The sequence below is a fragment of the Anaerosalibacter massiliensis genome, assembly GCF_024623155.1.
GTDB classification, from domain to species: domain Bacteria; phylum Bacillota; class Clostridia; order Tissierellales; family Sporanaerobacteraceae; genus Anaerosalibacter; species Anaerosalibacter massiliensis.
The window spans coordinates 39,629-65,969 of sequence record NZ_JANJZL010000005.1; the positions used below are offsets into that span (position 1 = coordinate 39,629).

General features: G+C 29.1%; 30 protein-coding genes. 4 read left to right on the plus strand and 26 right to left on the minus strand.

Annotated elements, in window-relative coordinates:
- Nucleotides 1-2: 2 nt before the first annotated feature.
- Nucleotides 3-1,004 carry a DNA double-strand break repair nuclease NurA gene (locus NSA23_RS08905; RefSeq protein WP_042678997.1) on the minus strand — a complete coding sequence of 334 codons (1,002 nt, stop codon included), beginning with the start codon at nt 1,002-1,004 and terminating at the stop codon, nt 3-5.
- A 182-nt stretch (nt 1,005-1,186) separates the two neighbouring features.
- On the opposite strand from NSA23_RS08905, the gene NSA23_RS08910 reads away from it, so the two are divergent.
- Nucleotides 1,187-1,426: an AbrB/MazE/SpoVT family DNA-binding domain-containing protein gene (locus NSA23_RS08910; protein ID WP_042678998.1), complete on the plus strand. Its 240-nt coding sequence runs from the start codon at nt 1,187-1,189 to the stop codon at nt 1,424-1,426.
- 37 nt (nt 1,427-1,463) lie between these two features.
- On the opposite strand, the gene rsmI is transcribed toward NSA23_RS08910, so the two are convergent.
- The 13 genes from rsmI to NSA23_RS08975 all read right to left on the minus strand — a co-directional run bounded on the left by rsmI (nt 1,464) and on the right by NSA23_RS08975 (nt 11,335).
- On the minus strand, nt 1,464-2,291 hold the full coding sequence (gene rsmI / locus NSA23_RS08915; RefSeq protein WP_257490428.1) for a 16S rRNA (cytidine(1402)-2'-O)-methyltransferase: 828 nt from the start codon (nt 2,289-2,291) through the stop codon (nt 1,464-1,466).
- Nucleotides 2,284-3,036, minus strand: coding sequence for a tRNA1(Val) (adenine(37)-N6)-methyltransferase (locus NSA23_RS08920; protein WP_257490429.1), 753 nt, complete (start codon nt 3,034-3,036; stop codon nt 2,284-2,286). The genes rsmI and NSA23_RS08920 overlap by 8 nt, the downstream gene beginning before the upstream one ends.
- 126 nt (nt 3,037-3,162) lie before the next feature.
- Complete coding sequence (locus tag NSA23_RS08925; protein WP_042679001.1) at nt 3,163-3,333, minus strand: DUF362 domain-containing protein; 171 nt, start codon at nt 3,331-3,333, stop codon at nt 3,163-3,165.
- A gap of 152 nt (nt 3,334-3,485) precedes the next feature.
- A complete protein-coding gene (locus NSA23_RS08930) occupies nt 3,486-4,415 on the minus strand; it encodes a PSP1 domain-containing protein (RefSeq protein WP_257490430.1) in 930 nt (309 codons plus the stop codon).
- 3 nt (nt 4,416-4,418) lie between these two features.
- Complete coding sequence (gene holB / locus NSA23_RS08935) at nt 4,419-5,396, minus strand: DNA polymerase III subunit delta' (protein WP_257490431.1); 978 nt, start codon at nt 5,394-5,396, stop codon at nt 4,419-4,421.
- Nucleotides 5,397-5,411: 15 nt separating this feature from the next.
- Complete coding sequence (locus NSA23_RS08940) at nt 5,412-5,696, minus strand: cyclic-di-AMP receptor (protein WP_042679004.1); 285 nt, start codon at nt 5,694-5,696, stop codon at nt 5,412-5,414.
- 16 nt (nt 5,697-5,712) lie between these two features.
- The gene (locus NSA23_RS08945; protein WP_042679005.1) at nt 5,713-6,039 is read right to left on the minus strand and encodes a cyclic-di-AMP receptor; all 327 of its coding nucleotides are present in this window, start codon (nt 6,037-6,039) and stop codon (nt 5,713-5,715) included.
- A gap of 16 nt (nt 6,040-6,055) precedes the next feature.
- Complete coding sequence (tmk, locus tag NSA23_RS08950; RefSeq protein WP_042679006.1) at nt 6,056-6,673, minus strand: dTMP kinase; 618 nt, start codon at nt 6,671-6,673, stop codon at nt 6,056-6,058.
- An 18-nt stretch (nt 6,674-6,691) separates the two neighbouring features.
- A complete protein-coding gene (locus NSA23_RS08955; protein WP_257490432.1) occupies nt 6,692-8,104 on the minus strand; it encodes an aminotransferase class I/II-fold pyridoxal phosphate-dependent enzyme in 1,413 nt (470 codons plus the stop codon).
- 67 nt (nt 8,105-8,171) lie between these two features.
- A complete protein-coding gene (locus tag NSA23_RS08960; RefSeq protein WP_257490433.1) occupies nt 8,172-8,342 on the minus strand; it encodes a sigma factor G inhibitor Gin in 171 nt (56 codons plus the stop codon).
- 92 nt (nt 8,343-8,434) lie between these two features.
- On the minus strand, nt 8,435-9,421 hold the full coding sequence (gene amrS / locus NSA23_RS08965) for an AmmeMemoRadiSam system radical SAM enzyme (protein ID WP_257490434.1): 987 nt from the start codon (nt 9,419-9,421) through the stop codon (nt 8,435-8,437).
- A 13-nt stretch (nt 9,422-9,434) separates the two neighbouring features.
- Nucleotides 9,435-10,844: an AmmeMemoRadiSam system protein A gene (gene amrA, locus NSA23_RS08970; protein WP_257490435.1), complete on the minus strand. Its 1,410-nt coding sequence runs from the start codon at nt 10,842-10,844 to the stop codon at nt 9,435-9,437.
- A complete protein-coding gene (locus tag NSA23_RS08975) occupies nt 10,841-11,335 on the minus strand; it encodes a hypothetical protein (protein WP_257490436.1) in 495 nt (164 codons plus the stop codon). The genes amrA and NSA23_RS08975 overlap by 4 nt, the downstream gene beginning before the upstream one ends.
- A gap of 168 nt (nt 11,336-11,503) precedes the next feature.
- On the opposite strand from NSA23_RS08975, the gene NSA23_RS08980 reads away from it, so the two are divergent.
- Entirely contained in the window at nt 11,504-12,739 is a 1,236-nt protein-coding gene (locus NSA23_RS08980) for a YjiH family protein (RefSeq protein WP_257490437.1), read from the plus strand.
- A 249-nt stretch (nt 12,740-12,988) separates the two neighbouring features.
- Here the strand turns inward: NSA23_RS08980 and NSA23_RS08985 are convergent, their stop codons facing one another.
- The 11 genes from NSA23_RS08985 to wrbA all read right to left on the minus strand — a co-directional run bounded on the left by NSA23_RS08985 (nt 12,989) and on the right by wrbA (nt 23,464).
- Entirely contained in the window at nt 12,989-13,828 is an 840-nt protein-coding gene (locus NSA23_RS08985) for a PTS system mannose/fructose/sorbose family transporter subunit IID (protein ID WP_257490438.1), read from the minus strand.
- Nucleotides 13,829-13,860: 32 nt separating this feature from the next.
- Complete coding sequence (locus NSA23_RS08990; RefSeq protein WP_257490439.1) at nt 13,861-14,628, minus strand: PTS mannose/fructose/sorbose/N-acetylgalactosamine transporter subunit IIC; 768 nt, start codon at nt 14,626-14,628, stop codon at nt 13,861-13,863.
- 47 nt (nt 14,629-14,675) lie between these two features.
- Entirely contained in the window at nt 14,676-15,149 is a 474-nt protein-coding gene (locus NSA23_RS08995; RefSeq protein ID WP_257490440.1) for a PTS sugar transporter subunit IIB, read from the minus strand.
- A 117-nt stretch (nt 15,150-15,266) separates the two neighbouring features.
- Nucleotides 15,267-15,674: a PTS sugar transporter subunit IIA gene (locus NSA23_RS09000; RefSeq protein WP_042679014.1), complete on the minus strand. Its 408-nt coding sequence runs from the start codon at nt 15,672-15,674 to the stop codon at nt 15,267-15,269.
- 30 nt (nt 15,675-15,704) lie between these two features.
- Complete coding sequence (locus NSA23_RS09005; protein ID WP_257490441.1) at nt 15,705-16,760, minus strand: galactitol-1-phosphate 5-dehydrogenase; 1,056 nt, start codon at nt 16,758-16,760, stop codon at nt 15,705-15,707.
- 282 nt (nt 16,761-17,042) lie between these two features.
- Nucleotides 17,043-19,877 carry a sigma-54-dependent transcriptional regulator gene (locus NSA23_RS09010; protein ID WP_257490442.1) on the minus strand — a complete coding sequence of 945 codons (2,835 nt, stop codon included), beginning with the start codon at nt 19,875-19,877 and terminating at the stop codon, nt 17,043-17,045.
- A gap of 437 nt (nt 19,878-20,314) precedes the next feature.
- Nucleotides 20,315-20,962, minus strand: coding sequence for a 50S ribosomal protein L25 (locus NSA23_RS09015; RefSeq protein ID WP_042679017.1), 648 nt, complete (start codon nt 20,960-20,962; stop codon nt 20,315-20,317).
- Nucleotides 20,963-21,065: 103 nt separating this feature from the next.
- Nucleotides 21,066-21,326, minus strand: a complete 261-nt coding sequence (locus NSA23_RS09020) for a pro-sigmaK processing inhibitor BofA family protein (RefSeq protein ID WP_042679018.1) — start codon at nt 21,324-21,326, stop codon at nt 21,066-21,068.
- 53 nt (nt 21,327-21,379) lie between these two features.
- Nucleotides 21,380-21,682: a DUF2508 family protein gene (locus tag NSA23_RS09025; protein ID WP_050069703.1), complete on the minus strand. Its 303-nt coding sequence runs from the start codon at nt 21,680-21,682 to the stop codon at nt 21,380-21,382.
- A gap of 68 nt (nt 21,683-21,750) precedes the next feature.
- Entirely contained in the window at nt 21,751-22,488 is a 738-nt protein-coding gene (locus NSA23_RS09030) for an N-acetylmuramoyl-L-alanine amidase (RefSeq protein WP_257490443.1), read from the minus strand.
- A 364-nt stretch (nt 22,489-22,852) separates the two neighbouring features.
- Entirely contained in the window at nt 22,853-23,464 is a 612-nt protein-coding gene (gene wrbA / locus NSA23_RS09035) for an NAD(P)H:quinone oxidoreductase (RefSeq protein WP_042679197.1), read from the minus strand.
- Between the two features lie 180 nt (nt 23,465-23,644).
- Here wrbA and NSA23_RS09040 point away from each other — a divergent pair, with 180 nt between their 5' ends.
- Nucleotides 23,645-24,100, plus strand: a complete 456-nt coding sequence (locus NSA23_RS09040) for a hypothetical protein (RefSeq protein WP_042679199.1) — start codon at nt 23,645-23,647, stop codon at nt 24,098-24,100.
- Nucleotides 24,101-24,131: 31 nt separating this feature from the next.
- On the opposite strand, the gene NSA23_RS09045 is transcribed toward NSA23_RS09040, so the two are convergent.
- Nucleotides 24,132-24,596, minus strand: a complete 465-nt coding sequence (locus tag NSA23_RS09045; protein WP_042679201.1) for a pyridoxamine 5'-phosphate oxidase family protein — start codon at nt 24,594-24,596, stop codon at nt 24,132-24,134.
- 235 nt (nt 24,597-24,831) lie between these two features.
- On the opposite strand from NSA23_RS09045, the gene NSA23_RS09050 reads away from it, so the two are divergent.
- Nucleotides 24,832-26,238 carry a YfcC family protein gene (locus NSA23_RS09050; RefSeq protein WP_042679203.1) on the plus strand — a complete coding sequence of 469 codons (1,407 nt, stop codon included), beginning with the start codon at nt 24,832-24,834 and terminating at the stop codon, nt 26,236-26,238.
- The last annotated feature ends 103 nt before the right edge of the window (nt 26,239-26,341 follow it).

A 26,341-nucleotide genomic window follows, 5' to 3' on the forward strand; every position in this document is an offset into this window, starting at 1 on the left:
CCCTAAAGTGTTCTCTTATCTCTTTCAGATATGAAAAACTTTTCAAATACTTGTCTATCTAAATAGTTTCCTAAAAGTCCTTCCACCATTTTATCAGATATTTTCACCTGGCTATCTACTATATCCAACCATAGAGGTACTCCTCTACTACTAGAAGGTGTTAAGGAAAGGACTAGTCTTGCCATTTCATCTAAATATTCTCTTTGATTGTCCAATATATCCATTCCAATAATATTAGGTGCTTCTGAACTCCTCATGAATATAGAAGTAAATCCTTCCTTAGATTTTTTAGCTACCTTGTCTTCTATTTTAATTATTTCACCATATTTAAGCAAACCATAAAGTATTTCTCTATCATATAAAAATTCTTTAACATCCAATTGTTTTTCTTCTATTAGATTCTGGCCTATAATAGAAGTTTTTATGTCTTTTATAACTCCTATAAGAACAATATTTCTCCTTTCACATTCTTGTCTAAGCTCTATCCATTTATCAAAACATTCTATATCATATCTTATTAGTGAACCATCCATCATTATAGCATAGGGATTAAATTCTTTAACTGCTTCTAATGCTACTTCTACCTCTATACTGGAAAGTTTATAATCTCTAATAGCTTCCTCCTTATTTTCTTCTTCTTCAAATTTTTTAAGTAAATCTCTTTCTCCTTCTAAATAAAGTGGAGTATAATAATCTGCTTTAAAAATAGGACTTTCTTCATATATGGTACTTTTAGCTAACCCTTGATAAATTTCTACATAATGGGGATAAGCTCCCCCAACTCTATTTCTAGAACCATCTACCCCTACAATACCTCCATTTTTATAACATTTATTTAGTTCATCTTTACTAAGTTTTTCTATTTTTATTATCTTTCCTATATTTTCATCTATAAAATCTCTCAATTCATATTCATCCATGTTAAAAAAATCCTTATATTTCTCTAATAGTGTGGAATTTAGTTGTACTACTTTTTCTTTCAATTCCTTACTAATTTCATACATAGTATCACCTCATTTCAAAGCTATATATTTAAGTATACCAAAGTATATGAAATAAATATAAACATTGTGTGATTTTTTTTGAAAAATATCAATTATTTCGGAAAAAAGGTTGACTTTATTTGGCATATATGGTACTATTTTAATTGTAGAAAAAAGTCGATTTACAATGGGAGGAATGAGCTATGAAATCAACTGGTATTGTTAGAAAAGTAGATGAATTAGGCAGGGTGGTTATTCCAATTGAATTGAGAAGAACATTGGAAATTGCTGAAAAAGACGCACTAGAAATTTATGTTGACGGGGAACAAATTATACTTAAAAAATATGCACCAGCTTGTATATTTTGTGGACAAGCTAAAGATGTAACAGTATTTAAAAACAAGAATATTTGTCCTGCTTGCCTTGAAGAACTTAATAAGTAAAATATATCCCGCCTCTATTAGGCGGGATAATTCATTTTTATATATTAATACTTTCTTTATACACTTGGTTCTTGGGTAGTCCTCTTTCTTTAGCCACCTTTTTCACTGCATCCTTTTTAGAAAAACCTTTTTCTATGTACATTTTCAAGTGATTTTTTATAGAAATTTTTTCAAAGGGATTTTCTTCATTTTTCTCTCCACCTTCAACTATTACAACAAATTCTCCCTTCTTTTGTTTTTTAAATTCTTCTATTCCATCTTCTACTGTACCTCTAAATGTTTCTTCATATACCTTTGTAAGTTCCCTAGATATAGAAATTTTTCTATTTCCTAAAACCTTTTTCATATCTGTTAACAAATCTATTAGTCTATAGGGAGATTCATACAATATAATAGTCCTTTCTTCATTTTTCAATCTTTCTAATTCTTTAATTCTATTTTTTCTATCAGATGGTAAAAAACCTTCAAATGCGAATTTCTCCGTTGAAAGTCCTGAAATAACTAAAGCAGTAATAGATGCTGTAGCACCTGGAAGCACTACAACTTCTATATCCTCTTCAATAGATTCTTTAATAAGGTCTTCCCCTGGATCTGATATACCTGGCATTCCTGCATCTGAAACTAATGCTATATCTTCTCCTTTTTTAAGTTTTTCTAACAACACTCTACCCTTTTTTATGCTATTGTGTTCGTGATAACTTGTAAGAGGTTTTTTTATATTATAATGATTTAGTAATTTTATAGTCCGTCTTGTATCTTCTGCCGCTATTAAATCCACTTCTTCTAATACTCTTAAAGTTCTCAAGGTTATATCTTCCAAATTGCCAATAGGTGTTGGACAAATAAAAAGAGTACCCTTAAACATTTATATTCTCCTTATCTATTCCATAAATTTTATAAATTTCATCAGTATAACTGCAATCTTCATTATATACATATAGAGGCTTTTTAAACTTAAGTTCTGGTTTTCCGCCTTTGCTACTTCTTAAAAGAAGCAAATTTGGCTTTTCTCCAACCTTAGGATGCACGAATTGAATTTCCTTTGGTTCTAAATTATATTTTCTCAACAAACAAATAATATCCACCATCCTATAAGGTCTATGGACTAAGAAAAAATCTCCTTTATTCTTAAGTAAAAAGCTAGAAGTTTTTATTATATCCTCTAATGTACAGGCAATTTCATGTCTAGAAATAGCAAAATTATTTTCTTTATTTATAACTCCCCCACCTATATTCATATAAGGTGGATTAGAAGTAACTATATCAAATTTGTTTTTATCAAATACTTTAGATATTTCTTTTAAATCCGTATTTAATATTTCTATCTTATCTTCTAACTTGTTTAAATGGACAGTTCTATTAGCCATATCTGCCATTTCACTTTGTATTTCTAAGCCATATATTTTACTCGGCCTATATCTCGAGTACAAAAGTAAAGGTATAATCCCAGTACCTGTTCCTAAATCCACTACCTTATCTTTTCTTTTCACATAAGAAAAACCAGCTAAAAGTACAGCATCCATACCATAAGAAAATTTTTTCTTATTTTGAATTATCTTCAAATTACTTCCAGGTATAATATCTATTCTTTCATCTTTTTCTATTTCCATATTCCCACCTCCAATAAGATATTAGGAACGGTTCTTTTTGTCTCATCTTTATTATCTAATATAGTATATGTCGACATCTATATTAAAAAAGACCCTATTCTAGGGTCTTTTTTTATACTAAGTAAATTAAGCTTGTTGTGGAGCGTCTACTGGACATACATTAGCACATGATCCACAGTCAATACATCTTTCTGGATCTATAACGTATTTATCATCTCCTGCACTGATAGCTTCAACAGGGCATTCTGCTGCACAAGCACCACAGCTAATACAAGAATCATTTATTTTATAAGCCATCTAGTTCACCCCCTTAAGATATCTCTCCTAACTGATAATATTCTATCATTAATTTATGAATAATTAAAGACTTATTAATTATATTTAACTATCTTTTTTATATTTTTCTCCAAGATTCCCTACAATACTATCTTTTTTATTACAAATAAGAGCTATTCATCTGATTCCTCTAATTTATTCTCTTTTATTATTTCTTTCATAGGGCAATTATTTTGACAGCTACCATTACAACTATTTTCTATATTTTGTTCCTTTAAACTTTCTAAATCCTCTTCTATTATTTGAATGTCATCTATCCTATAGGTGAATATATCTTCTGTATCGTCTTCTAATTTTACTTTGACTTTAACTTTTTCTAAAAGTGTATATACTTCTACTATTGTTCCTTCACCTAAAGGGGTTGACACTAATGCACCTACTTCTGGTAATCTTTCAAGAACCTCTTCATATACTTCATGTTCGTATTTTAAACAACACATGAGTCTACCACAAAGACCTGAAATCTTGGTTGGATTTAAAGACAATCCTTGTTCTTTAGCCATCTTAATTGAAACTGGATCAAAATCTCCTAGAAAAGTAGTACAACAGGTTGGATTCCCACAAGGTCCAAGACCTCCTATCATCTTGGCTTCATCTCGAACCCCAATTTGTCTAAGCTCTATTCTAGTTCTAAAAATAGCTGCCAAATCTTTGACAAGTTCTCTAAAATCAACTCTTCCATCAGCAGTAAAATAAAATATAACTTTATTGTTATCAAATGTATACTCTACATCTACTAACTTCATTTCAAGATTATGCTCTTCTATTTTATCTATACATATAGAGAAAGCCTCTTCTGCTTTCTTTTCGTTTTCTCTATGAATTTGAAAATCTTCATCTGTAGCAATCCTAAGAACATCCTTTAAAGGTGGAACTATTTCATCTTCTGTTACTTCCTTAGGACCTACTACTACATGACCAAACTCTACTCCTCTTGCAGTTTCTACTATAACGCAATTCCCTTTTTCTATATCCCATTCATCGGGATTAAAATAATAAATCTTTCCCGCTTTCTTAAACCTCACTCCTACAACTGTAACCATATATTATACCTCCTGAATTTTAAGAAGCATTCCTTCAATTGAGAGTTGATAATTTACTCTTCTCTCTACATTTTGTCTTGTTCTGTCTACATATTTTATTATATCATTTATTTTATCCTTAGATAAAAAAACTTGATTGGATAATAAATCTAATTTGTCCTTATTTATAATCAGGTTATTGTTTCCTAGTTCCTTATATATATAAATATCTCTAAACCAATAGACAATGATATCTAAAAGCTCATCAATAAAATCTTTGTTTTCATTAAAAAAGTCTATAGAAGCAAAAGCTCTTAGTTTGTCCCCTTGAAGAATAGTATTAATTATATTTATTAATTCGTTCCTTCTTTTAAAAAACTCTTCATTATTGGATAAGTCTATAGCCTTACCTATACTGCCTTTAGAGAAAGAAGAAATAAATTTGGCTTCTTCTTCATTTTTACAGTGTTTTTGTTGTAAAAATTCAGCTATTTCTTTTTCTTTCAAAGGAGTAAACTTTATAATCTCACATCTTGAAATAATTGTTGGTAGAAGTTTTGTAATGCTATCACTTATTAGAATTATATTTACATAGCTAGGAGGCTCTTCTAATGTCTTAAGAAGTTTATTCTGCAATCTAATATCTATTTTAAAACTATTGTCTACAATATATATCTTTCTTTTACTTTCAAGAGGTTTAGTAATCATGCTTTTCATCATATCTTCTATTTGATCATTTTTTATAATATTTCCATCTTCTTTAATTAAATAAAAATCCGGATGATTTCCTGAATCAAACTTAATACAAGAATTACATTTGTTACACGGCTCTAACCCTCCTCTTTCACAGAGGAGGGTTTTAGAAAATGCCATAGCTACCTTCCTTTTTCCAACTGCTTCTGGTCCTTGAAATAGATAGCTATGGCTTATACTACCCTTTTCTATAGAATTTTTAAGGTTTTGAATAACTTTTTCATGTCCTATTATATGATTAAATTCCATGAAATTCCCCCATTATTAAATCCTTTTAAACTCATCTATGTCTATAACAAAAATTGTGGCTCCTCCCACTTCCACATCTTCGTTTCCATTTTCAACTTTTCTTCCTCTACATAATTCTTCTATAGTTTCTACAACCTCATCTATCTTTTCATCTTCAACTCCTATCAAAAGAGTGGTGTTGCCTGATTTTAAGAACCCTCCTGTAGATGCTAATTTTGTAACTCTATGGTTGTTTTCCATTAGTGTTTTAATAACCTTAGATACATCCTGATCTTGAACTATAGATATTATAAGTTTCATATATACCACCCTCCAATTAAACTCTAATATATTTCTCTACATCTAATATAAATATAGTAGCTCCACCTATCTTAACTTCTAGAGGATAAGGTATATAAGTATCCCCTGGCATAGTCACAGTCATTAAAGAAGTAGTTATTTCTCTAGTTTTACAAGTGTCTTCTATTATCTTCAATACTTCTTTTACCTTATCATCTTCAACTCCTATCAAAAGAGTGGTATTGCCTGATTTCAAGAATCCTCCCGTAGATGCTAATTTTGTAACTCTATATTCTTTTTCAGTTAAATCTTCTACTAAACCAGGTGCATCTTCATCCTGAACAATAGCAATTATAAGTTTCATAATTTATTACCTCCTTCTAAAGTATTTTTTCTATTTCCTTTCTAACTTGGTCAAAAGTCTCCTCTATTGACTTGGAAGCATCTATTAATTTTATTTTCTCTGGATATAAAGAAATAAGCTTCTTATATCCATCATATACTTTACTATGAAAATTAACCCCTTCTTTTTCTAATCTATCTCCTCCTTTTCTATTTGTTTTCCTATTTAACGCATATACTGGGTCTACATTGAAAAATAAAGTAAGATCTGGAATAACTCCTTCTATGGCAAAATCATTTATATCTTTTACCTCTTCTATTCCTAATCCCCTTGCATATCCTTGATATGCAAGACTAGATAGCACAAATCTTTCACATACAACTACCTTTCCATCATCTAATGCAGGTTTTATTTTTTCTGAAATATGTTGGCTTCTAGAAGCTGCATATAATAGTGCCTCTGTTCTAGAAGACATATTTATATTTTTCTTATCAAGTATTATTTTTCTTATATTTTCTCCAATAGGAGTTCCCCCTGGTTCTCTTGTAAATATAAAATCTATTTTTCTTTTTTTTAAATAATCTAAAAGAAATCTACTAATAGTACTCTTTCCTGAACCATCTGGTCCTTCTAATGTTATGAATATTCCACTCATCTACTGGTCATTCCTTTCCTATATAACTACATTTATCTTTTCTCTATTATAATCTAGTAATCCAACTATTTCTATATCATTTTGTTTTAAAAATAGTATATATTCGTATATATCCTTAGTTATTATCTCCCCAGGTGCTATTATTGGAACTCCTGGAGGATATGGAATTATGAAACTTGCTGAAACCTTTCCTACACTTTCTTTTAAACTACAGGATGCTTTTTTACTAAAAAAACCTTCTCTTATAGGTTTTGATACAATTGGCTTGAATTCTTTAAAGCAAAAATCTTCTTTCTCTTCGTAGTCTGTCTTTATACTTATATCTTCTAATACATTTTTAAAATTATTAAAATCCTCTTCTGTATTCATAAGGGTAGTCAAGGCCAATGCATAATAATAATCTGACATTTCTAATTGTATATTATATTTTTTCCTCAATAGGCTTTCTAATTGTGTCCCTTTTATTCCCTTTATATTTATAAGTATTTTAGTTTTATCAATTGTTTTAATAGTAGAATCCTCCATATCACCTTCAAATATGGATATTCTATCTATTTCCATTACTTGAGATCTAAATTTTTCTATGTTTTTTAAATGTAATTCTAATTGATTTCTTCCTACATCTTCCATATAAGCTCTTGTTATATCTAATGAAGCCATAAATATATAAGAAGGGCTAGTAGTTTGGTACAAATTATACATATCTTTTAGTTTATCTATATCCACCCTGCTAGTTCCTACATGAATCATAGAGGTTTGCGTAAAACTAGGCAATGTTTTATGAGTACTTTGAACTACTATATCCGCCCCTGATTCTAGTGCAGACATAGGAAGATTTTTAGAAAATATTAGATGACTTCCATGAGCTTCATCTACTAAAAGTATTTTATTATATTTATGAACTATATCTACTATCTTTTCTATGTCACTACAAATTCCATAATAATTAGGATAAGTTATAACTACTGCTACTATATCTGGATTTTCCTTCAAACTATTTTCTATATCCAATGGATTAATTCCTGTTAAAATATTATATTTTTCATTATATTTTGGATAAATATATTTGGGAATAAGATTGTTTAAAATAATTCCATTATAAACAGATTTATGACAGTTTCTTTGAATTAGCACTTTGTCACCAGGATTTGTTATAGCTGATAGTGCTATATATATTCCTCCTGTACTTCCATTGACAGAATAAAATGTCTCTTTTGCCTTAAAAGTTTTTGCAGCTAATTTTTGGCTCTCTAATATAATTCCCTTAGGATCTTGTAAATTATCCAAGCCTTCCACTTCTGTCAAATCTATGGACGGAATACACTTTTTCCAATTTATAATATCATTTTTTCCCTTATGTCCTGGAGTGTGAAACGATATATTTTCCTCTTCTATATACTTTTTAAGACCTTTAAATATAGGAGTATCCATTTTTTGCTCCTTTCAATTTAAATATTATATATCTATTATAACAAAGAGAAACAAAAAGAGTATCAGTTCAATAGGTCTGACACTCTTTAAATATATCTTTAAATACATCCATATATTTTTCATATTCTTCATCTTCTACCCTAGTTTTTGTTATATTATCTAAGCACTTTTCACAAAGATAGACTTCCAAAAATTTTACGACCTTATTACTGTTTTGTTTACAAATTGTACAGAACAAAAAACCAACTCCTTAAAAAGCATTTATTTAAATTATTGCCTACATAATATATAATATTCTATATTTAGTGAAATTGTGCTTATTAGATAAGCTTAATGTTTTAGATTTATACTATAATTGCAATTTATACATCTTCCATTTTCAATCCCTGTAAGTTTTACTTTATTACTTCTTTCTATTAACTTTTTATTGCATTTGGGACAGTAGGTATTTACATCTATTCCCCACACATTTCCTATATATACATAGTTTAAATATTTTTCAGCCTCTTCTTTTGCTTTTAAAAGGGAATCATAACTAGTTGGAGGAATATTCATTTTAAAGGCTGGATAATACCTAGTTAAATGGAGAGGAATATCCTTATCTATACTAGATATCCATTTTGAAATTTCTCTAATCTTTTCCATAGAATCATTCATTCCTTCTATAAGGAGAGTTGTTATTTCAACTGCTGTTTTCTTTTGGGCTAATTCTACAGTTTCTAATACTGGATTTATATGCCCTTTACATATTTCTTTATAAAACTCGTCATCTATAGCCTTCAAATCTATATTCATAGCATCTATATAAGGAAGTAATTCTTCTAGAGGTTCTTTTTCTATATAACCATTCGTAATATATATATTTTTTAATCCTTCCTTTTTAATTTTTTCTGCCATATTTAAAATATACTCATACCATATAGTAGGTTCATTATAAGTATAGGCTATTCCTATAGAAGAATTTGACTTAGCTAACTTTATAATATCCTCATCAGATATTTCTACTATACTAGGCTGAGAGTGGGCAATTTCCCAATTTTGACAAAAGCTACATCTTAAATTGCACCCAAAAGTACCTATTGAAAATATATTACTACTTGGATAAAAATGGTACAATGGCTTTTTTTCTATAGGATCATAGGTATAAGAAGAAATTTTTCCATAGTTTAAAGTATATAATATTCCATGTTTATTCTGTCTTCCGTTACAAATCCCTAGCTGACCATCTTTCAAAATACACTTGTGAGGACAAAGATTGCATCTTACCTTCTTATTCTTAAGTTTTTCATAATATAATCCTTCTCTAAATCTAGACATAAAGTTCCTCCTATTATATATGCCTTTCCACTTCAAATCTTTCTATAATATAATCTTCATCTTCCCTTATATTAGCTTTTTCAAGAGCTATTTGAATCTGCTCCTTAGGAGTATTTATACCTTCTAAATTTGGTAAAAGCAAACCCTTTTTAAATCCTTTTGAAACTATAATGCCGTACCTTTCAACATCTAATTCATCTATGGAATCTATTTTTTCTGCCTCCTTTAACACATCTACAGAATAAACTAAACTTCCCAATTCATTTTTAGACACCATTGGAAACCTTGGATCTCTTGTACCTGCACTTATGGTGTTCTTAATTATCTCTTCTGCTATAGAGCTGTGGACAGCTTCTATTGTACCTATACACCCCCTTAGTTTTCCATCTTTTTTTATAGATACAAATACACCTGCCTTTTCACTTATTAATTCTTTACCGATGTTGTCTGGTATTTTCATTTCCTTTTTATTTTTTATATAATATTCTAAACTCTTCCTAGCAAGAGATACATATTCATCTTCTCTTTTTCTTATGTCTTTTAGTTTATTCTCCTTCTTTTCTATTAAATCATTGTATATTTCTTTACTACTATCCCTACCCTTTATATCTATTTTTGCTGTACAATATCCTACTCCAAAGGGACCTTCATAAGAATAAACCTTTGTATCTACATTTAATCCATCTAAAAATCCTGTCATAATTATTAAAGATCTAAGACCACATTCTCCTGCCCTCTCTCCTAAACTCGTATCAAAAGATGCTATGGATTCAAAATCTTTGTTTTTTAGATATTTAACTATTTTTTGGTCAAATACTTTTCCATCAGGAGAATAACTATAAGGTCCTTCATTAGAAAGTCTATGGGATAAATCTCCACTTGCAATAAAAACTATTTCTTCCTCTGAGTCTAGAACAGCATCTTGTATAATAGTTCCAAATTTATATAAATCTGATTGTGGTATAAGTCCATAAGTTATATGGACTAATTTATAATTTTCATGCTTTTTATTTACAAAACTTAAGGGAACTAATGCACCATGATCTACTTCTGTTTTTATTCTATAATTTGAAGCAAATTCTTTATTTACAGCTGCAACGGCTATTCCTGCTTTCCCAGCATTTCTAATAATTTTATTTACTAATTCTATATTATTTGTAAATTTAAATTTCAAGTCTCCTCTTCCAAAATCCTTAAAACTTCCCTCAAGTTTTTTTTCACAGGATACAGCTATAGCATCACTAAATACTGGTCCATGAGGAGTAATTAAAATTATAGTTGTAGGCTTTTTTATACCTATATCTTTAGCTAAACTTTTCACCCCTATAATAGTTTTTTCAGCTTCCTTTTCCTGCCCCTTTCCAATTTCCTCTACTATTATTGGTGGATGAGGAAAAAGATAAGCTCCTAATAATTTTGTCATTTTTTCACCTCCAATTTCTTTAATTTTTTATTTATTTCACTTAACATTGATGCACTGGGATTAAAAGAAAAGGAATAACGTTTTCCTTCTTTTTTAAATTCTCCAACGAAATGATTTTTACAATCTTTATCAAATACAAACCTATAGTTTAATCTCTTATGAAAATCTTTAGTATAGTTTTTTATATAGAGAATGTCTTCTAAATCTATTTTCAAAATATTAAAGGTCTTCTTTCCTATAGCTCTTGAAAAAATTAGTTCATCTTCTTGCAATATATAAACATATTTTGAAAAATATTTTATTATAATTAAACTACAAGTAGATACTACTAGGAATAAAACAATTATGTTTGTTAAATAAGGAAGTTTTATGATAATTTTATTTAATAAGAAAATTATAAAGTTTATAATTACAACAGAACCTACTATTGATAGAAAAGCTGGAAAGAAAGGTTTTTTATCTCTTTCTATAATTTCAACTTTATCTTCCATATTATCCCCCCTTTCACCTACTATTTTAAACAAATAGTCAGTAATTATCAAATAAATATTATAATTGTTTTTATTTAATATGATTATTAGGTGATTATTAATATTAGAAATGGTATAATAATTGTGATTATTCTGTATTTTTAAAAATATATAAGGAGGATAGAAAAAATGGATAAAAAGTTAAAATTTAAATTTTCAATTGGGGATTATCTAAAGTTTATAGTACCGTCAATCATAGGTATACTATTGTTTATGTTTCCTTTTAAACATAATGGTAAAACTACAATTTTTGTAGCTTTCCTTGCTAATTCTCTTTCTAATCTAATTAAAAATCAAATACCCTTAATTATAACATCTTTAATATCCTTTACAGCAATAACGACTATAATTCATAAAATTTTTAGACCATCTTTTATAGAAAATAATAACTTTCTTAAAAATACTTTTAATGTAAATAATTTTTGGCTTATTACTAGAATAATAGGCATGATATTATCTATAATAATATTTTTGGATATAGGTCCTGAGTGGGTAACATCTCCAGATACTGGTGGACTGATATTATATGATCTTTTAGTTACACTTTTTACAATTTTCCTTTTTGCTGGCTTTTTACTTCCATTCTTGACGGATTTTGGTCTGTTAGAATTTATTGGTGCTCTTTTAACAAATGTTATGAGACCTATATTTTTATTGCCAGGACGCTCATCTATTGACTGTATTGCTTCATGGGTAGGGGATGGAACTATAGGAGTTGCCCTTACAAATAAACAATATGAAGAAGGATACTACACTGAAAGGGAAGCTTCAGTTATAGCTACTACTTTCTCTGCTGTATCTATTACATTTTGCTTGGTAATAATTTCTCAAGTAGGCCTTGCCCATTTGTTTGCACATTATTATTTAACTGTAATTATATCAGGAATAATTGCTGCTATAATTGTTCCTCGTATTCCACCCTTATCTAGAAAATCTGATACTTATTATGGCGGAACTAAAAAGGATTCAACAGAGAATATCCCTACAGGATATAACTCAGCTGAATGGGGTGCTACTTTAGCTATTAGGAAAGCAAAAGATAGCGGCAATTTTAAAAACTTTATAGTAAATGGTATACAGACTGTATTAGATATGTGGCTAGGTGTTATACCAGTAATAATGACCTTTGGTACAATAGCTTTAATAGTAGCTGAGGCAACCCCTGTATTTCAATGGTTAGGCGTACCTTTTATTCCTATACTGAAACTTTTTAAAATTCCACATGCAGTGGAAGCATCCCAAACAATGATTATTGGATTTGCTGATATGTTCCTACCTTCTGTTATTGGTGCAAGTATTCCTAGTGAATTAACTAGATTTGTTATAGCTGGTGTTTCGGTGACTCAACTTATCTATCTGAAGTAGGTGCTGTAATATTAGGATCAAAAATTCCAGTATCCTTAGGTGAATTATTCATCATATTCATACAAAGAACCTTAATTACATTGCCTATAATAGCAATTGCAGGACATATTATATTTTAAATACAACATGTTCATTAAAAAATGCTTATTAACCAATAATAGCCTTTTAAGGTAAATAATTCTTAAAGGCTATTATTAATATATAATGTTTATTTTTAGTACTTAGAGCATCTTAATATATGTTATTTATTTAAAATACGCCTAATATTCCTGTTATAGCAGCTACTACAATAAGAATTCCCATTAATTTTACTGGAGTAACTCCTTTCTTTAATGCCTTTAGCACTAATAAAGTTAATAATAAAGGTATTAATCCTGGCATTAGTTTATCAAGTAAATCTGTTTGTAAGCTAAATACAAAATCTCCTGATGTAAATTTTATTGGAGTTTCTATATTGACAAATCTACCAACTAATCCGCCCATAACTAAAGTTCCAAGTATAGAAGCACCTTCTATTACCTTATTGACAGCTCCACCTTCTAATATTTCCTCTACTGCCTTCTTGCCATACTTATAACCATTTGTCCATAGAGTATAGGAAATTCCAAACATTATAGCATATTGAGCAACTAAAAATAATATTGGGCCTGCTATATTTTTATTATTTGTAATTCCTATACATATTGCGAGAAGAATAGGAGTTATAATTCCTTGAGTTAAAGTATCTCCAATTCCAGCTAAAGGTCCCATAAGTCCTGTTTTAATTGCATTTATACCCGTATCGTTAATATCTGCACCATTAGCTTTTTCCTCTTCCATAGCTATAGTAATACCGTGAATGACAGATCCACAAATAGGTTCTGTATTGAAAAAAGATAAATGCCTTTGTACAGCATCTTTCAATGAATCTTTAGTAGTATAAAGTTTCTTCAATACAGGTAACATTGAATGAGCAAAAGCTGTAGCCTGTAGTCTTTCATAATTATAATTAGATTGTGCAAATATGAACCATCTAATATAAGACTTTACAATATCTTTTTTAGATAGACTAACATTCTTTTCTCTATCACTTTTCATTTCTGATGTCATTATTATTCCTTCCTTTCTATTTTAAATTTTGTTTAATTACTAACATTAGCTCCTGCATTCCCATCATGTTTTAAATTAGTTATAGTTAGAGCAAGTATAATTCCAATTATCGATATTACAACTATATCTATTTCAAAATATACTGATAATAAAATCCCTAATACAAAGAAAGGCATTGTAAATTTATTTCCTATTAATTTCAAATTCATTGCAATTCCAAGAGCAGGTAACATTCCACCTATTACATCAAATACATGTAAAACCTTAGGACTCATAATAGATAACAACCCTGATACAGCATCTGGACCATAGTACACTACCAAAGCTGCTGGAATAAAGCTAAGTACAAAGAGGACTATTTGAGGTGGCACTATATTTATAAAAGCTACAGCATTTATATTACCTTTTTCTACTTCTCTGTCAGCCCAATGTACAAAAAATGAGTTAATAGTCATCTTTCCTATCCATAATACTGAAGCTATAGTACCCAAAGGTACTGATATGGTCATTGCAGTTTTTGCATCTAGATTTGAGGCAATTGCAAGAGCCGTTCCGACATATCCAGCAAAAGCTGGATCTCCCATTTGTGCTCCTCCTGCTGACATAAAACCTAAATAAATAACATTAATGCCAGCTCCGATTAAAGCCCCTTCTAAAGGTTGTCCTAAAATTGTACCTGTAACAAGACCAGCTACTAGCGGTCTATTCCATGTGAAAAAGCCAACATAGCTAAGCCATGGACTCCATGAAATATAATAAAATAATCCAATCAATACAGCTTGCCATACAGCAATCTTCATAGCAAATCCTCCTTATATCATTTTATTTACAATCATCCTATTTCATATTATAAATATTTTTGTATTTCTATCTTCTTTGCATCTGGAACTATCTGTATAGAAACGTTAACATTATGCTCAATCAATTTTTTAAATACTAGTTTTTCATCTTCAGAAATCGAAATATTTTTATACAAAGATTTTCTCCCAGGCTTAGCTCCCATGCCTCCAACATTTAATTCCTTTATTGGTACCCCATTATCTACAAGACTGAGAACAGTGTCTGGATATTTGACAAGTACCATTACTTTATCTCCTTCATCTTCTTTCTTTAACAGGTTTACTGCTTCTTCAATACCATGTACATCTACTTTAACTGTAGATGGAGCTGCTATTTTTAAAACTTTGGCCATAAATGGATCACTAGCTACTTCATCATCTACTACTAAAATCCTATTTGCTGATGTTATCTTTGACCATGCAGTAATAACTTGACCATGTATTAACCTATCATCTACTCTTGTAAGAACAATATTCTTCATTTTTACTCCTCCTAGTAAATATTTTAAATATAAAATATAATTAAATTTTTCGTGATATTCCTAGGCCGCAAAATAATTGGCCTAGGAATATCTAAAATAATTATTTTATCTAAATCTTTAGTACAAATCCTGTTTTATATCCCTTATACTTTCCTTACCTATTTTTAAACAATGATTCTTTAAATCAGATAAATTGAGTTCGTCTCTATTTAAAAAAGCTTCTAAAACAATAGGCAAATTAACTCCACTTATACATTCTAGATTGATTGAATCATTTAACTTATTTAAATTCTTTGCAATAGTATTGAAAGGACTTCCCCCATATAAGTCAACAAAGACTAAGACGCCTTCCTTACTACTAAGACTTTCTATTTGATCCAATACATTAGATTCAAATTTCTCAATATTATCCCCATGTTTAAGTCCTAGTACTTTATAATTATCTTGAGGTCCAACAATGAGCTCAGCACTTTTAACTATTTCTTTAGAAAAGTCCCCATGAGTCACTACTAATATGCCAATCATAGTACATCCCTCTCTATCAAAAATTTTAGTTTAATTATTATTTATATTCACCATGATTTTTCCAAAGAATATATCTCTTTTATGTATCTTTTCAAAGATTTCTGGAAGTTCATCGAGTGTTATACGATGAGTTACAAATGGTGAAATTTTAAGTTCTCCTTTTTTCATATAATAGATAGCACTTGTCCACTCTCTTCCTGGAAAAGGATAAGAATTTCCAAACCAAGTTCCTTTTACAGTTAACTCATTTCTAAGAATCTTCTCAAAATGTACTCTTGAAATATTTACATCGCTATAAGGTACACCTGCATATAAAACAGTTCCCCCTTTTCTTGGCAAAGATAATACTTGAGCAGAAGTTAATGGAGTACCAGCAGATTCTATTGCTACATCTACTCCTTTTAAATCTGTCATTTGTCTAACCTTTTCTATAATATCAACTTCTTTCCCATTTATACATATATCTGCACCAAGTTCCTTAGCAATTTTTAATTTTTCATCAAATACGTCTATTGCTATAACCTTAGTTGCCCCAAATATTTTTGCCCACTGTATTAATAGTAATCCTATAGGACCTGTACCTAAAATAGCTACTGTATCACCAACTTTAATATTTGCTCTATACATTCCATGGCCTGCTATACATGATGGCTCAATACCTGCAGCAGTTTCATAATCTATACCTTTAGGCAATTTTATTAAATTTTTACTGCTTATCTTTACATACTCAGCAAAACAACCTCCTGCATTTTTATTTCCTATAATCCCCAAATTCTCACATCTGGAAAAAAGTCCTTGTTTACATTGATCACATTTAAAACATGGTAATGATGGACATACTGCTACAGCATCTCCAGACTTTATATTCTCCACATTAGTTCCAACCTTTATTACATCCCCTGAAAATTCATGCCCAAATACTTCTCCTGGTATATGAGGTCCTGTTTTACTATATTTTGATATATCTGAACCACAGATACCTGCAACCTTAACTTTTACTATAACATCATCATCTAAATCAATTTCTGGAATTGGTATATCTTCAATTTTTAAGTCTCTAACGTCATAAAATCTAGCAGCTTTCATTATAAACTTCCTCCTTATGTCATTGAATTCTTCGACATAATATAGAGCAATAATCATGCCAAGTATATATACCAAATATTACCAATAGCATTTATTCCTTGATACATCTTATATTTACTATGTTTTTTTACATAAATAAAGTTATTTTTATTCTATAAAATATTATCTGTATTAAACTGTGTTAAGTTCTGTATCTTTTGTGTTTTAAAATATAATAGAAATCACTTGTAAAAATTATTTAAACAATTTTTACAAGTGATTTCAAAAAATAAATATATCTGTTTAATCATTGTCTAATAGTTCAATTATATATGCAATTTCTGTATCAGGAACTTTTATACCAAAGGCCTCTTCAATATTTACCAAAGAATTTTTAATTCCTTCATACATAAGTTTCTTAGATTTTATTAAGTTATCTATATCTTTATAAGGTAAAGATTCTTTTTGCAATAATCTTTCTATCATGCAAGAAACATGAAAAATATACCTTATCTTTAATTGTTCTGAATTGTCAATATTTAATATACCAATTGTTTCAATATATGATTTATTGACGTAATTATAAGCTTTAATTGGATTTAAAAAAACCAAAATTTTTTCTAACATTTGAACAAATATATTTTGTTCAGAAACTCTTTTCTTAATATAGTGAGAATCTACTCCACCTATTATCCTCTCTATATTTTTTATTCCATCACCTATTATTAACTCATCCATAGAAATAAAAGGGACTCCTGGTATATGTAAATTTACTGTTCCAACAACAGCTACTATTTCTTCATCCTTATTTTCTCTTAGGATTTCTTTAATATTAGTTTTACTAGTTATATCTAAAGGTTTTATTTTTAAATTATATTCTCTAACAAAAGGTAATGCATTTTCTAGTAATTCTGCAATTTTTATGGCAGCCCCTTTACCAGTAATACAAGTTGTAAAAATAACCTTTGGCTTAGATATATTTGCTTTGTTTTTAATATCATCAGTAATACTTCGCCCTATATATGGATTTATTGTTTCTAACTCCTCTACTAGTTTACTTAAGGTCATCTCTGGCAAGAAACTTTTTCTTACAGCTTCTATTACAAGAGGTGTTGAAACATTTTCAATAGAGTTAGTCATAATATTTGTTTTCTTAAAAATAATCTCTGAAAAAGCAGTTAATGAACCCATATCTACTAATAATAATACTCCCTTTCCCTCATCAACATTCTTTACTTTCTCAATTGCTTCTTCAAGTATATTTTCCACCTTCATATGAAGAGGCATGTCTATAGATTGACAATGATCAGTATCTAATAAACTATTTGCAACATCAGCAATACTTGAAGCCGTATGGTCTCCATGAGCTAAAACTATTACTCCAATTTTTTTACTCTTCTCGTCTAAATCAACTGCACTTAAGAACATTGTTATAAAACCTATTTCCTCTTTTGGTATATTTATCTCCAGTTCTTCTTCTAATACTTCCCTCATTAGTTTTGCTGCTTTAAATTCCTCAGGATTGTTAATTGCAATCTTGTTTATTTCGTCATTATATATTACTTCTCCTGTAGCTATTCTCTCCATTAATGCACTTATATGCATAGCTAATCCAATCTTTGCCTTATTACTAAACTTGCGCTTAAGTTTTTGTTCTGCTAATAGTAAAGAAATTTCAACAGCATTATAAACTCTTGGACTTATAATTTTAAATAATTCCTCTTTTTCTGGTATTTCTTTTTCTGCATTACATTTTATCAATAATTCCTTAAAATATTTTTCTATATCATCATTTATAATTTCATTAATTTTCCCTTCAGAATATCCTTCCTTTCTATAATTGTTATGTTTTTCAATTATTTCTTCATATAAATCGGTGGACAAGCTATAATTATCAATTATTATAAACTTTTCACCATTTGTTTTATTAAAAGTATAATAATCTTTTTCATACTTTAAAAGATTTAAAATATCTTCCCTATTTTTGTTATAATTTAATAATCCTGAATATATATGTTCAGATAAAAATGGAGTTTCTACATCAATTTGCTTTTTATTATAAGTCTTATAATCTAAAAACCCTCTGGCACATAAAAGCTGTATATCACCCTTCAATTGGCCTATGTTTCCTTGACAATCATAAAGTAAAAGAGCCCGTAAAACATCCCTATAAACATTTATAGGAACATCTACATTATTAACTTCCTCTTTAAAAAAATTTTCAATAAGTTCTAATCTTTCAGAAAGACCTCTTTCAGATAAGGATGGAAGTCTAATAATCATAGGAATTCTTCTTAAAAATGTTTTCAACAGTGTAGAGTTTATATCCTCTGTTGTTGCACCTATTATAAGTATATCTGCCTCTCTATATGTTTCAGTTTCACCTAATTTCCTATATATTTTTTTATCCATAAGTAAGAACAACATTTCCTGTCCTTCAGGAGGTAATCTATGTATCTCATCTAGTAATATTATTCCACCATCTGCCTTTTCAATTAAACCCTGTTTATCCCTATCTGCTCCAGTAAAAGCTCCTTTAGCATGCCCAAAAAGTTGAGATAAAATCAACTGTGGATTCTCAGCATATTCAGAACAGTTAAATACAATAAATTCCGATTTCTCATCGATGATTTTAGAAAAAATAGCGTATCTATACATCATTTGAGCAAAAGTACTTTTACCTACACCAGTATCTCCTGTTATAAGAGTATGAAGGCCTTTTGGAGGATATAATATAGCAGCTTTAGCTTGTTTAATAGGTAATTCTAAACTCCCTTTAGATCCTATTATCTTTTCAAATGGATCTTGAAATATGTCTTTTGATATGTTTTTCTTTTCTTTAGACTTTTCAAATAACTCAGCTAATGAGTGAAATATATTTTGTCTATGTAAATCAAGCTCTGTCATTTCTTCTAATTTTTTTCTATCTATAAAACGAACAGGTCTGCCAATAATTTTAATAGCTTTTCCTTCCTTAACTAAAATGTTTAACTCTCTACTTACATTACTTCTACCTATTCCTGTGATATTTGAAATAGTTGTAGTAGTAAATCCTGTATTTTCTTCTTTCAAATCATTTAAAGTCATATCTTCTGATAAAGACTTTAATGCCATGAATATTTTTTCTTTTCTAGTCACATTATCATCCTTTCATAATCTGCATAAAACCTTAAGACAAAACAAGAGTTAATATAAAAAAGTCTTTTATTTCTAAAATAATTAAAATTACTATTTTTCTAATTCAATATGTTTCTCTTGTTAAGAGCATATAAAAAACACCCTTTATAATCAAGGATGTTTTTTTATATTATTTAGTCTTATAATACATCGGGTTTACCTTAATCTTTGTTGATCCAAGTGAAGAATTTTTACTTTTTCCCTTATTTTTCGAAAGTTTAAAATCTTCCTTAATATCTTTGTATGCATATGCTAGAAAAGCGAGTATAAATATTAACATAAAAATAGAAATAATGTATTTCATAGGATAGTCACCACCAGTTCAACACATTATTTCTATTTATTATATCAGATATCAATATTTATTTCCATAAAAAACATTTAATTTACATAATATTTTATTCTTCGTCAGCTTCTTTTTCATCCTCTTCGCCAATCACTTCTACTTCTGGCATTTCTTCGTCTAATTCCCCATCTTCTTCCTCTTGTTGAGTTGGTTCTGTTAGTATAGCTATTGGATCTTTTAAGTCATCTAAGATAGTTACATTTTCATCTTTAGCTATATCTAGATCCTCAATAAGTAATGGAGTATTTAAATCAATTCCAGAAACATCTGCTTCAACTAATTGAGGAATATATGCTGGTAAACATTCAATTTCAACTTCATCAATTTGTTGAACCAATATAGTATCTACTGATTCAACTTTTTCTCTACCTACTATTGTAATAGGTACAACAAGTTTAACCTTTTCATCCATACGAAGTTTTTGAAAATCCACATGAAGATACTCGTTTTTTATTGGGTGTTCTTGTATTTCTTTTATTATTACTGGAAGTACTTTGCCATCTACTCCTAAATCAATCAAAGATGATGATCCATATCTTCTCAATACTTTTCTAAATTCTGATTCACGTACTTTTACAGCTTGTGTTTCCATTCCTCTTCCATATACTATTCCTGGAATAAATCCATTCTTTCTTAATTGTCTAGAACGATTTTTTCCTATCTCGCTTCTTAACTCCGCAGCCATTTTAACTTCTGCCATTTTTATAGCCTCCTTAATATATTATTCAAAATATATTTTGAATTTTATAATATATCATTAGTTATATCAGAAAAGCAAGATATTTGCAAATTTCATTAATTTTTCACAATATTACTTGAAGTATAAGTAATAGAATTATTCCTGGAATCCCTAAAAATCCTACAATTAATGCATTTAAAGGATTTATCACTATAGATAGTCCAAAAATTCCTCCAACAAGATTTACTACAAATAATATTATTCCGCCTAATATACCATTTATTATTAACTTGCCTATTATTTTTATAGGAATAACCAATAGCATTCCAATTAAATATAAAAGTACAAGTCCAAAAGCATAAGCAAGTATCACGCTAAATCCCATATATATATCCCCCCTACTATATGTTTATACTATTATATAATAAGGAGGGAAATTTACAAATATTTTTTTGATTTAATACCCTTTTTTTTAGCTTGTTTTAAAAAATAGATATATTTTATTTTACAGGCTTCTATTTCATATATAGCATGATCTATTAAATCTGGATCTGTAACAGATTCAAAATATCTTTCCTTACTTTTCCACTCCTTAAAAGCTTCTTTTATATTGTTTACTATCTCTTGTTCCTCTGTTAATGCCTTTTTTCCAGTAGATTCTTTAAGTCTATCAGACATTACTTTAACCGACTCCATTATTTTATTTGCCTTTTCCCTATAATTTTCTTTCTTCTCATCCATGATAATCCCCCACTTTCTTCTATTAATATATATCTTTGACAAAAAATATAGGGATTATACTTAATAAGTTATTCTAACCACATCTTGACTCCTTCTTTTATAGAATAAGCAATTTTTCTCTTATATTTGTCGTTTTTAAGTAGTGCATTGTCTTCAGGGTTAGTTATAAATCCTATTTCTACTAACACCCCAGTACATTCTGTTTCTCTTAATATAAAATAATCTTCTGGAAGAACCTTAACTTTTAACTCCCCACTTTTCAAAAATTTTTCATATACATTTATATCTATTGATTTACAAATATTCCTTGCTAACTCCTGACTCTCATTTGAACCAGGATAATAATATACTTGAACACCTCTAGCAGTAGTTTTTTTACTTGAATTAACATGAATACTCACAAAAGCCTTTGGTTTGTTTTTATTTATAATAGATTTTCTTGCATTTAAATCCCTTCTATATCTAGAAGCATTGATACTACTAAAATCCTCTAAGGATTCATCTTCCTCCCTTGTCATAATTACATTAAATCCATCTTTCATCAACTCTTCTTTTAAGTATAAAGCTACATCTAAATTAACATCTTTTTCAAGAAGTCCTCCCTTATCCCCTGTTCCTCCATCAATTCCCCCATGACCTGGATCTATTATAATTTTTTCTCCAGAACTATGCTTGAAAATTTCAGTTGAGTTAAATCCATTAAAAAAAGCTATAATTATAATAGCTAATATTATAATTAATATTAAACTAATTATCTTTTTATTCAATTTTATTACATAAATTCTTGCTCTTTTTTTGATTTTCATATAAAACATCCTCATATATTTAAAATAGATATATCCTCTTTTCTATATCTATTTAATATCTAGAGAATATAGACCTTAAATAATAAAATACAAAAAAATAAAACTGAGCAATCATTAGCTCAGTTAAAATTAAAAATATCTTCTTCTAGCAAAATTTACAAACTTAGACACAACCTCACCTCTTAATTTAATTATTTTTATAAAAACCCTTTCCAAACTTACACGCACAGCTTAATTAATTATAGTATATCCTATACGTACAAGTTTGCCAGGTGAGGAACTAAGGATAGTTTTTTATCCCATTCTATTGAAATAAAAAGATGAGCAAAGTCCTTTGACTTTACTCATCTTTTTAATAATTTATTTAACTTCTGCCTTTTTTAACCCATTTAGCTACCATTGCTGTTCTTTTTCCTTGATGTTTAACTGCATCTTCTACATCTTCAATCATTTTTCCTTCTTGATCTATTGTTACACTGGTTCCATAAGGGTTTCCTCCAGCTTTAAAAATGGATTTATCTGTGTATCCTGGTGGCACAATAATTGCTCCCCAGTGCATCATTGATGTATAAAGAGCATGGATAGTTGCCTCTTGACCTCCATGGGTGTTTCCAGCACTAGACATAGCACTTACAACTTTATCATTTAACTTTCCTGATGCCCACATTCCTCCCATAGTATCTAAAAATTGTTTCATTTGAGAAGCAATATTTCCGAAACGAGCTGGTGAACTAAATATGAAACCATCAGCCCATTCTATATCATCTTTAGAAGCAAAAGGTATGTCTTTAGTTGCTTCTACATGAGCCTTCCACTCTGGCTTTGAATTTATAGCTTCTTCAGGAGCCAATTCCGGAACCTTTAGTATTCTTATCTCTGCGCCTTCTTCTTTTGCTCCTTCTCCAGCCCATTTTGCCAATTGATAATTAGTCCCTGTAGAACTATAATATATAATCGCTAATTTAACTTTTTCCATATTTTAAATCCCCTTCCCAATAAATTTATATTCCATGTAAATTTTACCCTAAATCAAAAAATATAAACTTTAGACATTGAGGACAATTGGTCTTGTCTCATTTTATTAAAATAAAAATATATTTTTATAAAAAGTAAATACTAATCATATATTTTAAATATAAAATTGGAGGGATTTTCTTTGGAGATTAAAGGCTTTTTTAATGACATAAAATCAGCTAATGATGCAATTGAAAGTCTTAAAAAAGAAGGATTTGAGAATGCATATTTAGACGCTAATGATCATTATATAGGGAACAGAAATATTCAAACTAATCTTCCTGGGGCTAATGGTGCTGATAGCCTTTCAGATTTAGTGTTAAACTCTGGTTCTAATGATGTAGATAAAGATAAAGCTCCTCTAGCTGCGGCTAATCCTATGGTAAGTGGTATGAGTAGTTTTGAAGAAATAACAGATATTAATTGTAGTGTTATTGTAAAAACAGATGAAACAAATTCTACAAAAGCCAAAGAAATAATGGAAAATATGGGTGGAATAACTGATGATCCAAATGTAAGCAGAAACAAGGCAATATCGAAAGCAGATATTGTATTAGAAAAAGCAATAGATAATATTAAAATAGATAGAAAACAGTAAATTAAAAGGCGGGGTTCATCTACCCTGCCTTTTAATTTGGATCTACACTTGCTTTCCCAGTCACTTCATCTATTGATATCTCAACTACATTTACAATATTCATATCTTCAATAGAAAGGTCTGGGTATTTGTATTCACTAGCATGCTTTTCCATAAGTTTATTCATTACTGTAAGTTTAAACTTATCATCGTGAACTATATTAGCTTTTCCAAAAACTAAAACACTCCAAAATCTCATAGTAAAATTTCTAGCCTCAGGTGCAGAATATATTTTTCCTGGACTGCTAACTTCTAAGCATACTTTTGAATTATCCTTTATATTTTCTAATTTTCTTCCTTTAAATCCTGTGTGAAAATATATTTTTTCATTGTATAAGACAAAATTAATAGGTGTAATATAAGGTTGTTCATCTTCTCCACAAGTTGCAAGTCTACCATAGACTGATTTAGAAAGTAAGTTTAAACTTTTATCTTCAGATAACCATTTTGTAGGCATATTTTTATCTCCTTTCTGTGCCACCAGGATGTTTTAATTGACACATTAATATTCAAAATTCCTTGCTAATAATTTGAGTTATTATTGTAATCATTATATAATATATATTTTATTAGTAAAGTGTTTTGACCTTGTTTTACAATTACATATTAATTGAAAAACCTATTCTATTAATATATTATCTTATATAAGCATTTTAAGACTTAAAAATATTATAATTGAAAGGAGGGCATATATGGAAGCTAAAAAAACAAAAAAACTGAAAGTCCCTCATGTATATGTTATAGTTTTTTTCTTAGTTTTTATTGCTGCAGTTTCCACATGGTTTATACCTTCAGGAGAATTTGAATATGAGGAAATAAATGTTAATGGAGTTGTCAGAAATGTTGCTATACCTGGTTCGTACAAGGTTATACCAAAGGAAGAAACTACAAGAGCTGGATTAATAGAATTTATGAGCTCTTTTCATAAAGGAATGATAAATAATGCAGAAGTTATGATGCTAATATTTATAGTAAATGGTGCTTTTGCATTGATTGTAAAAACTGGTGCTTTTCATGCAATGCTTGGTTCACTACTTAGAAAACTCGGAGATAAATCAAAAATTATCATTCCCGTATTCTTTGTATTATTTGGATTAGGAGCATCCTTATTTGGAATGAACAATGAATACAATGGTTTGATTCCAATATTTGTTGGCCTTGGAACTGCATTAGGTTATGATGCAATGCTAGGCTTTGCTATTATAGAACTTGGTAGAAGTTTAGGATTTGCAGCAGCTATTATGAATCCATTTACAATAGTTGTAGCTCAAAGTATAGCTGGAGTTCCTATATATTCTAATACTCCTTTTAGAATAGCTATATTTATTGCTTTTAATATTATAGGTATATATTGGATTTTTAGATATGCTAGAAAGCTAGATGATGATCCTGCAAATAGTTTAATGAAAGATGAGGAAACAATGTTTTCTTTTGATAGGGAAGAATTAATTGAATATAAAGTAACTAATAAACATATTTTAATATTCATTGAAATGTTATTGGCGTTATTACTTATAATGTATGGGTTTATCAAACTTGAATGGGGTTCTATTGAATTATCAGGTATATTTTTATTAATGGGAATCATAGCTGCTATAATTAATGGATGGGGTCCTAATAAAATAGCTGAAGAATTTATAGAAGGTTGTAGAAATATCGTATATGGAGCACTAATAGTAGGTTTTGCTGGGGCTATTTTAGTAGTTCTTAAGGAAGCTCAAATAATAGATACTATAGTTAATTTCATGGGTTCTAGTCTAAGCCGTTTCCATCCTGCAATAGCAGCTCAAGGTATGCTATTTATACAAACTATAATTAATTTCTTTATACCCTCAGGATCAGGTCAAGCTGCAACTGTAATACCTATGATGGCTCCTATAGGTGATTTAGTAGGAGTAAGTAGAGAAGTCACCGTTCTAGCTTATCAAATGGGAGATGGATTATCAAATCTACTGTGGCCAACATGTGGTATAGTAACAGCTTGTGGAATAGCAGGTATACCTATTGATAAATGGTGGAAATTCTTTGTTCCTCTATTTGGAATAATGTATATCATGCAAATGATAATAATATTTATTGCAACAATAATAGGAATGTAAAAATCTAGGCTAATGTTAGCCTAGATTTTTACATAAACATAAGTTGTTTTTGCTTGCTTAAATAATCTTTTATTGCATTTTTAAGTGCTTGTACATCATGAAC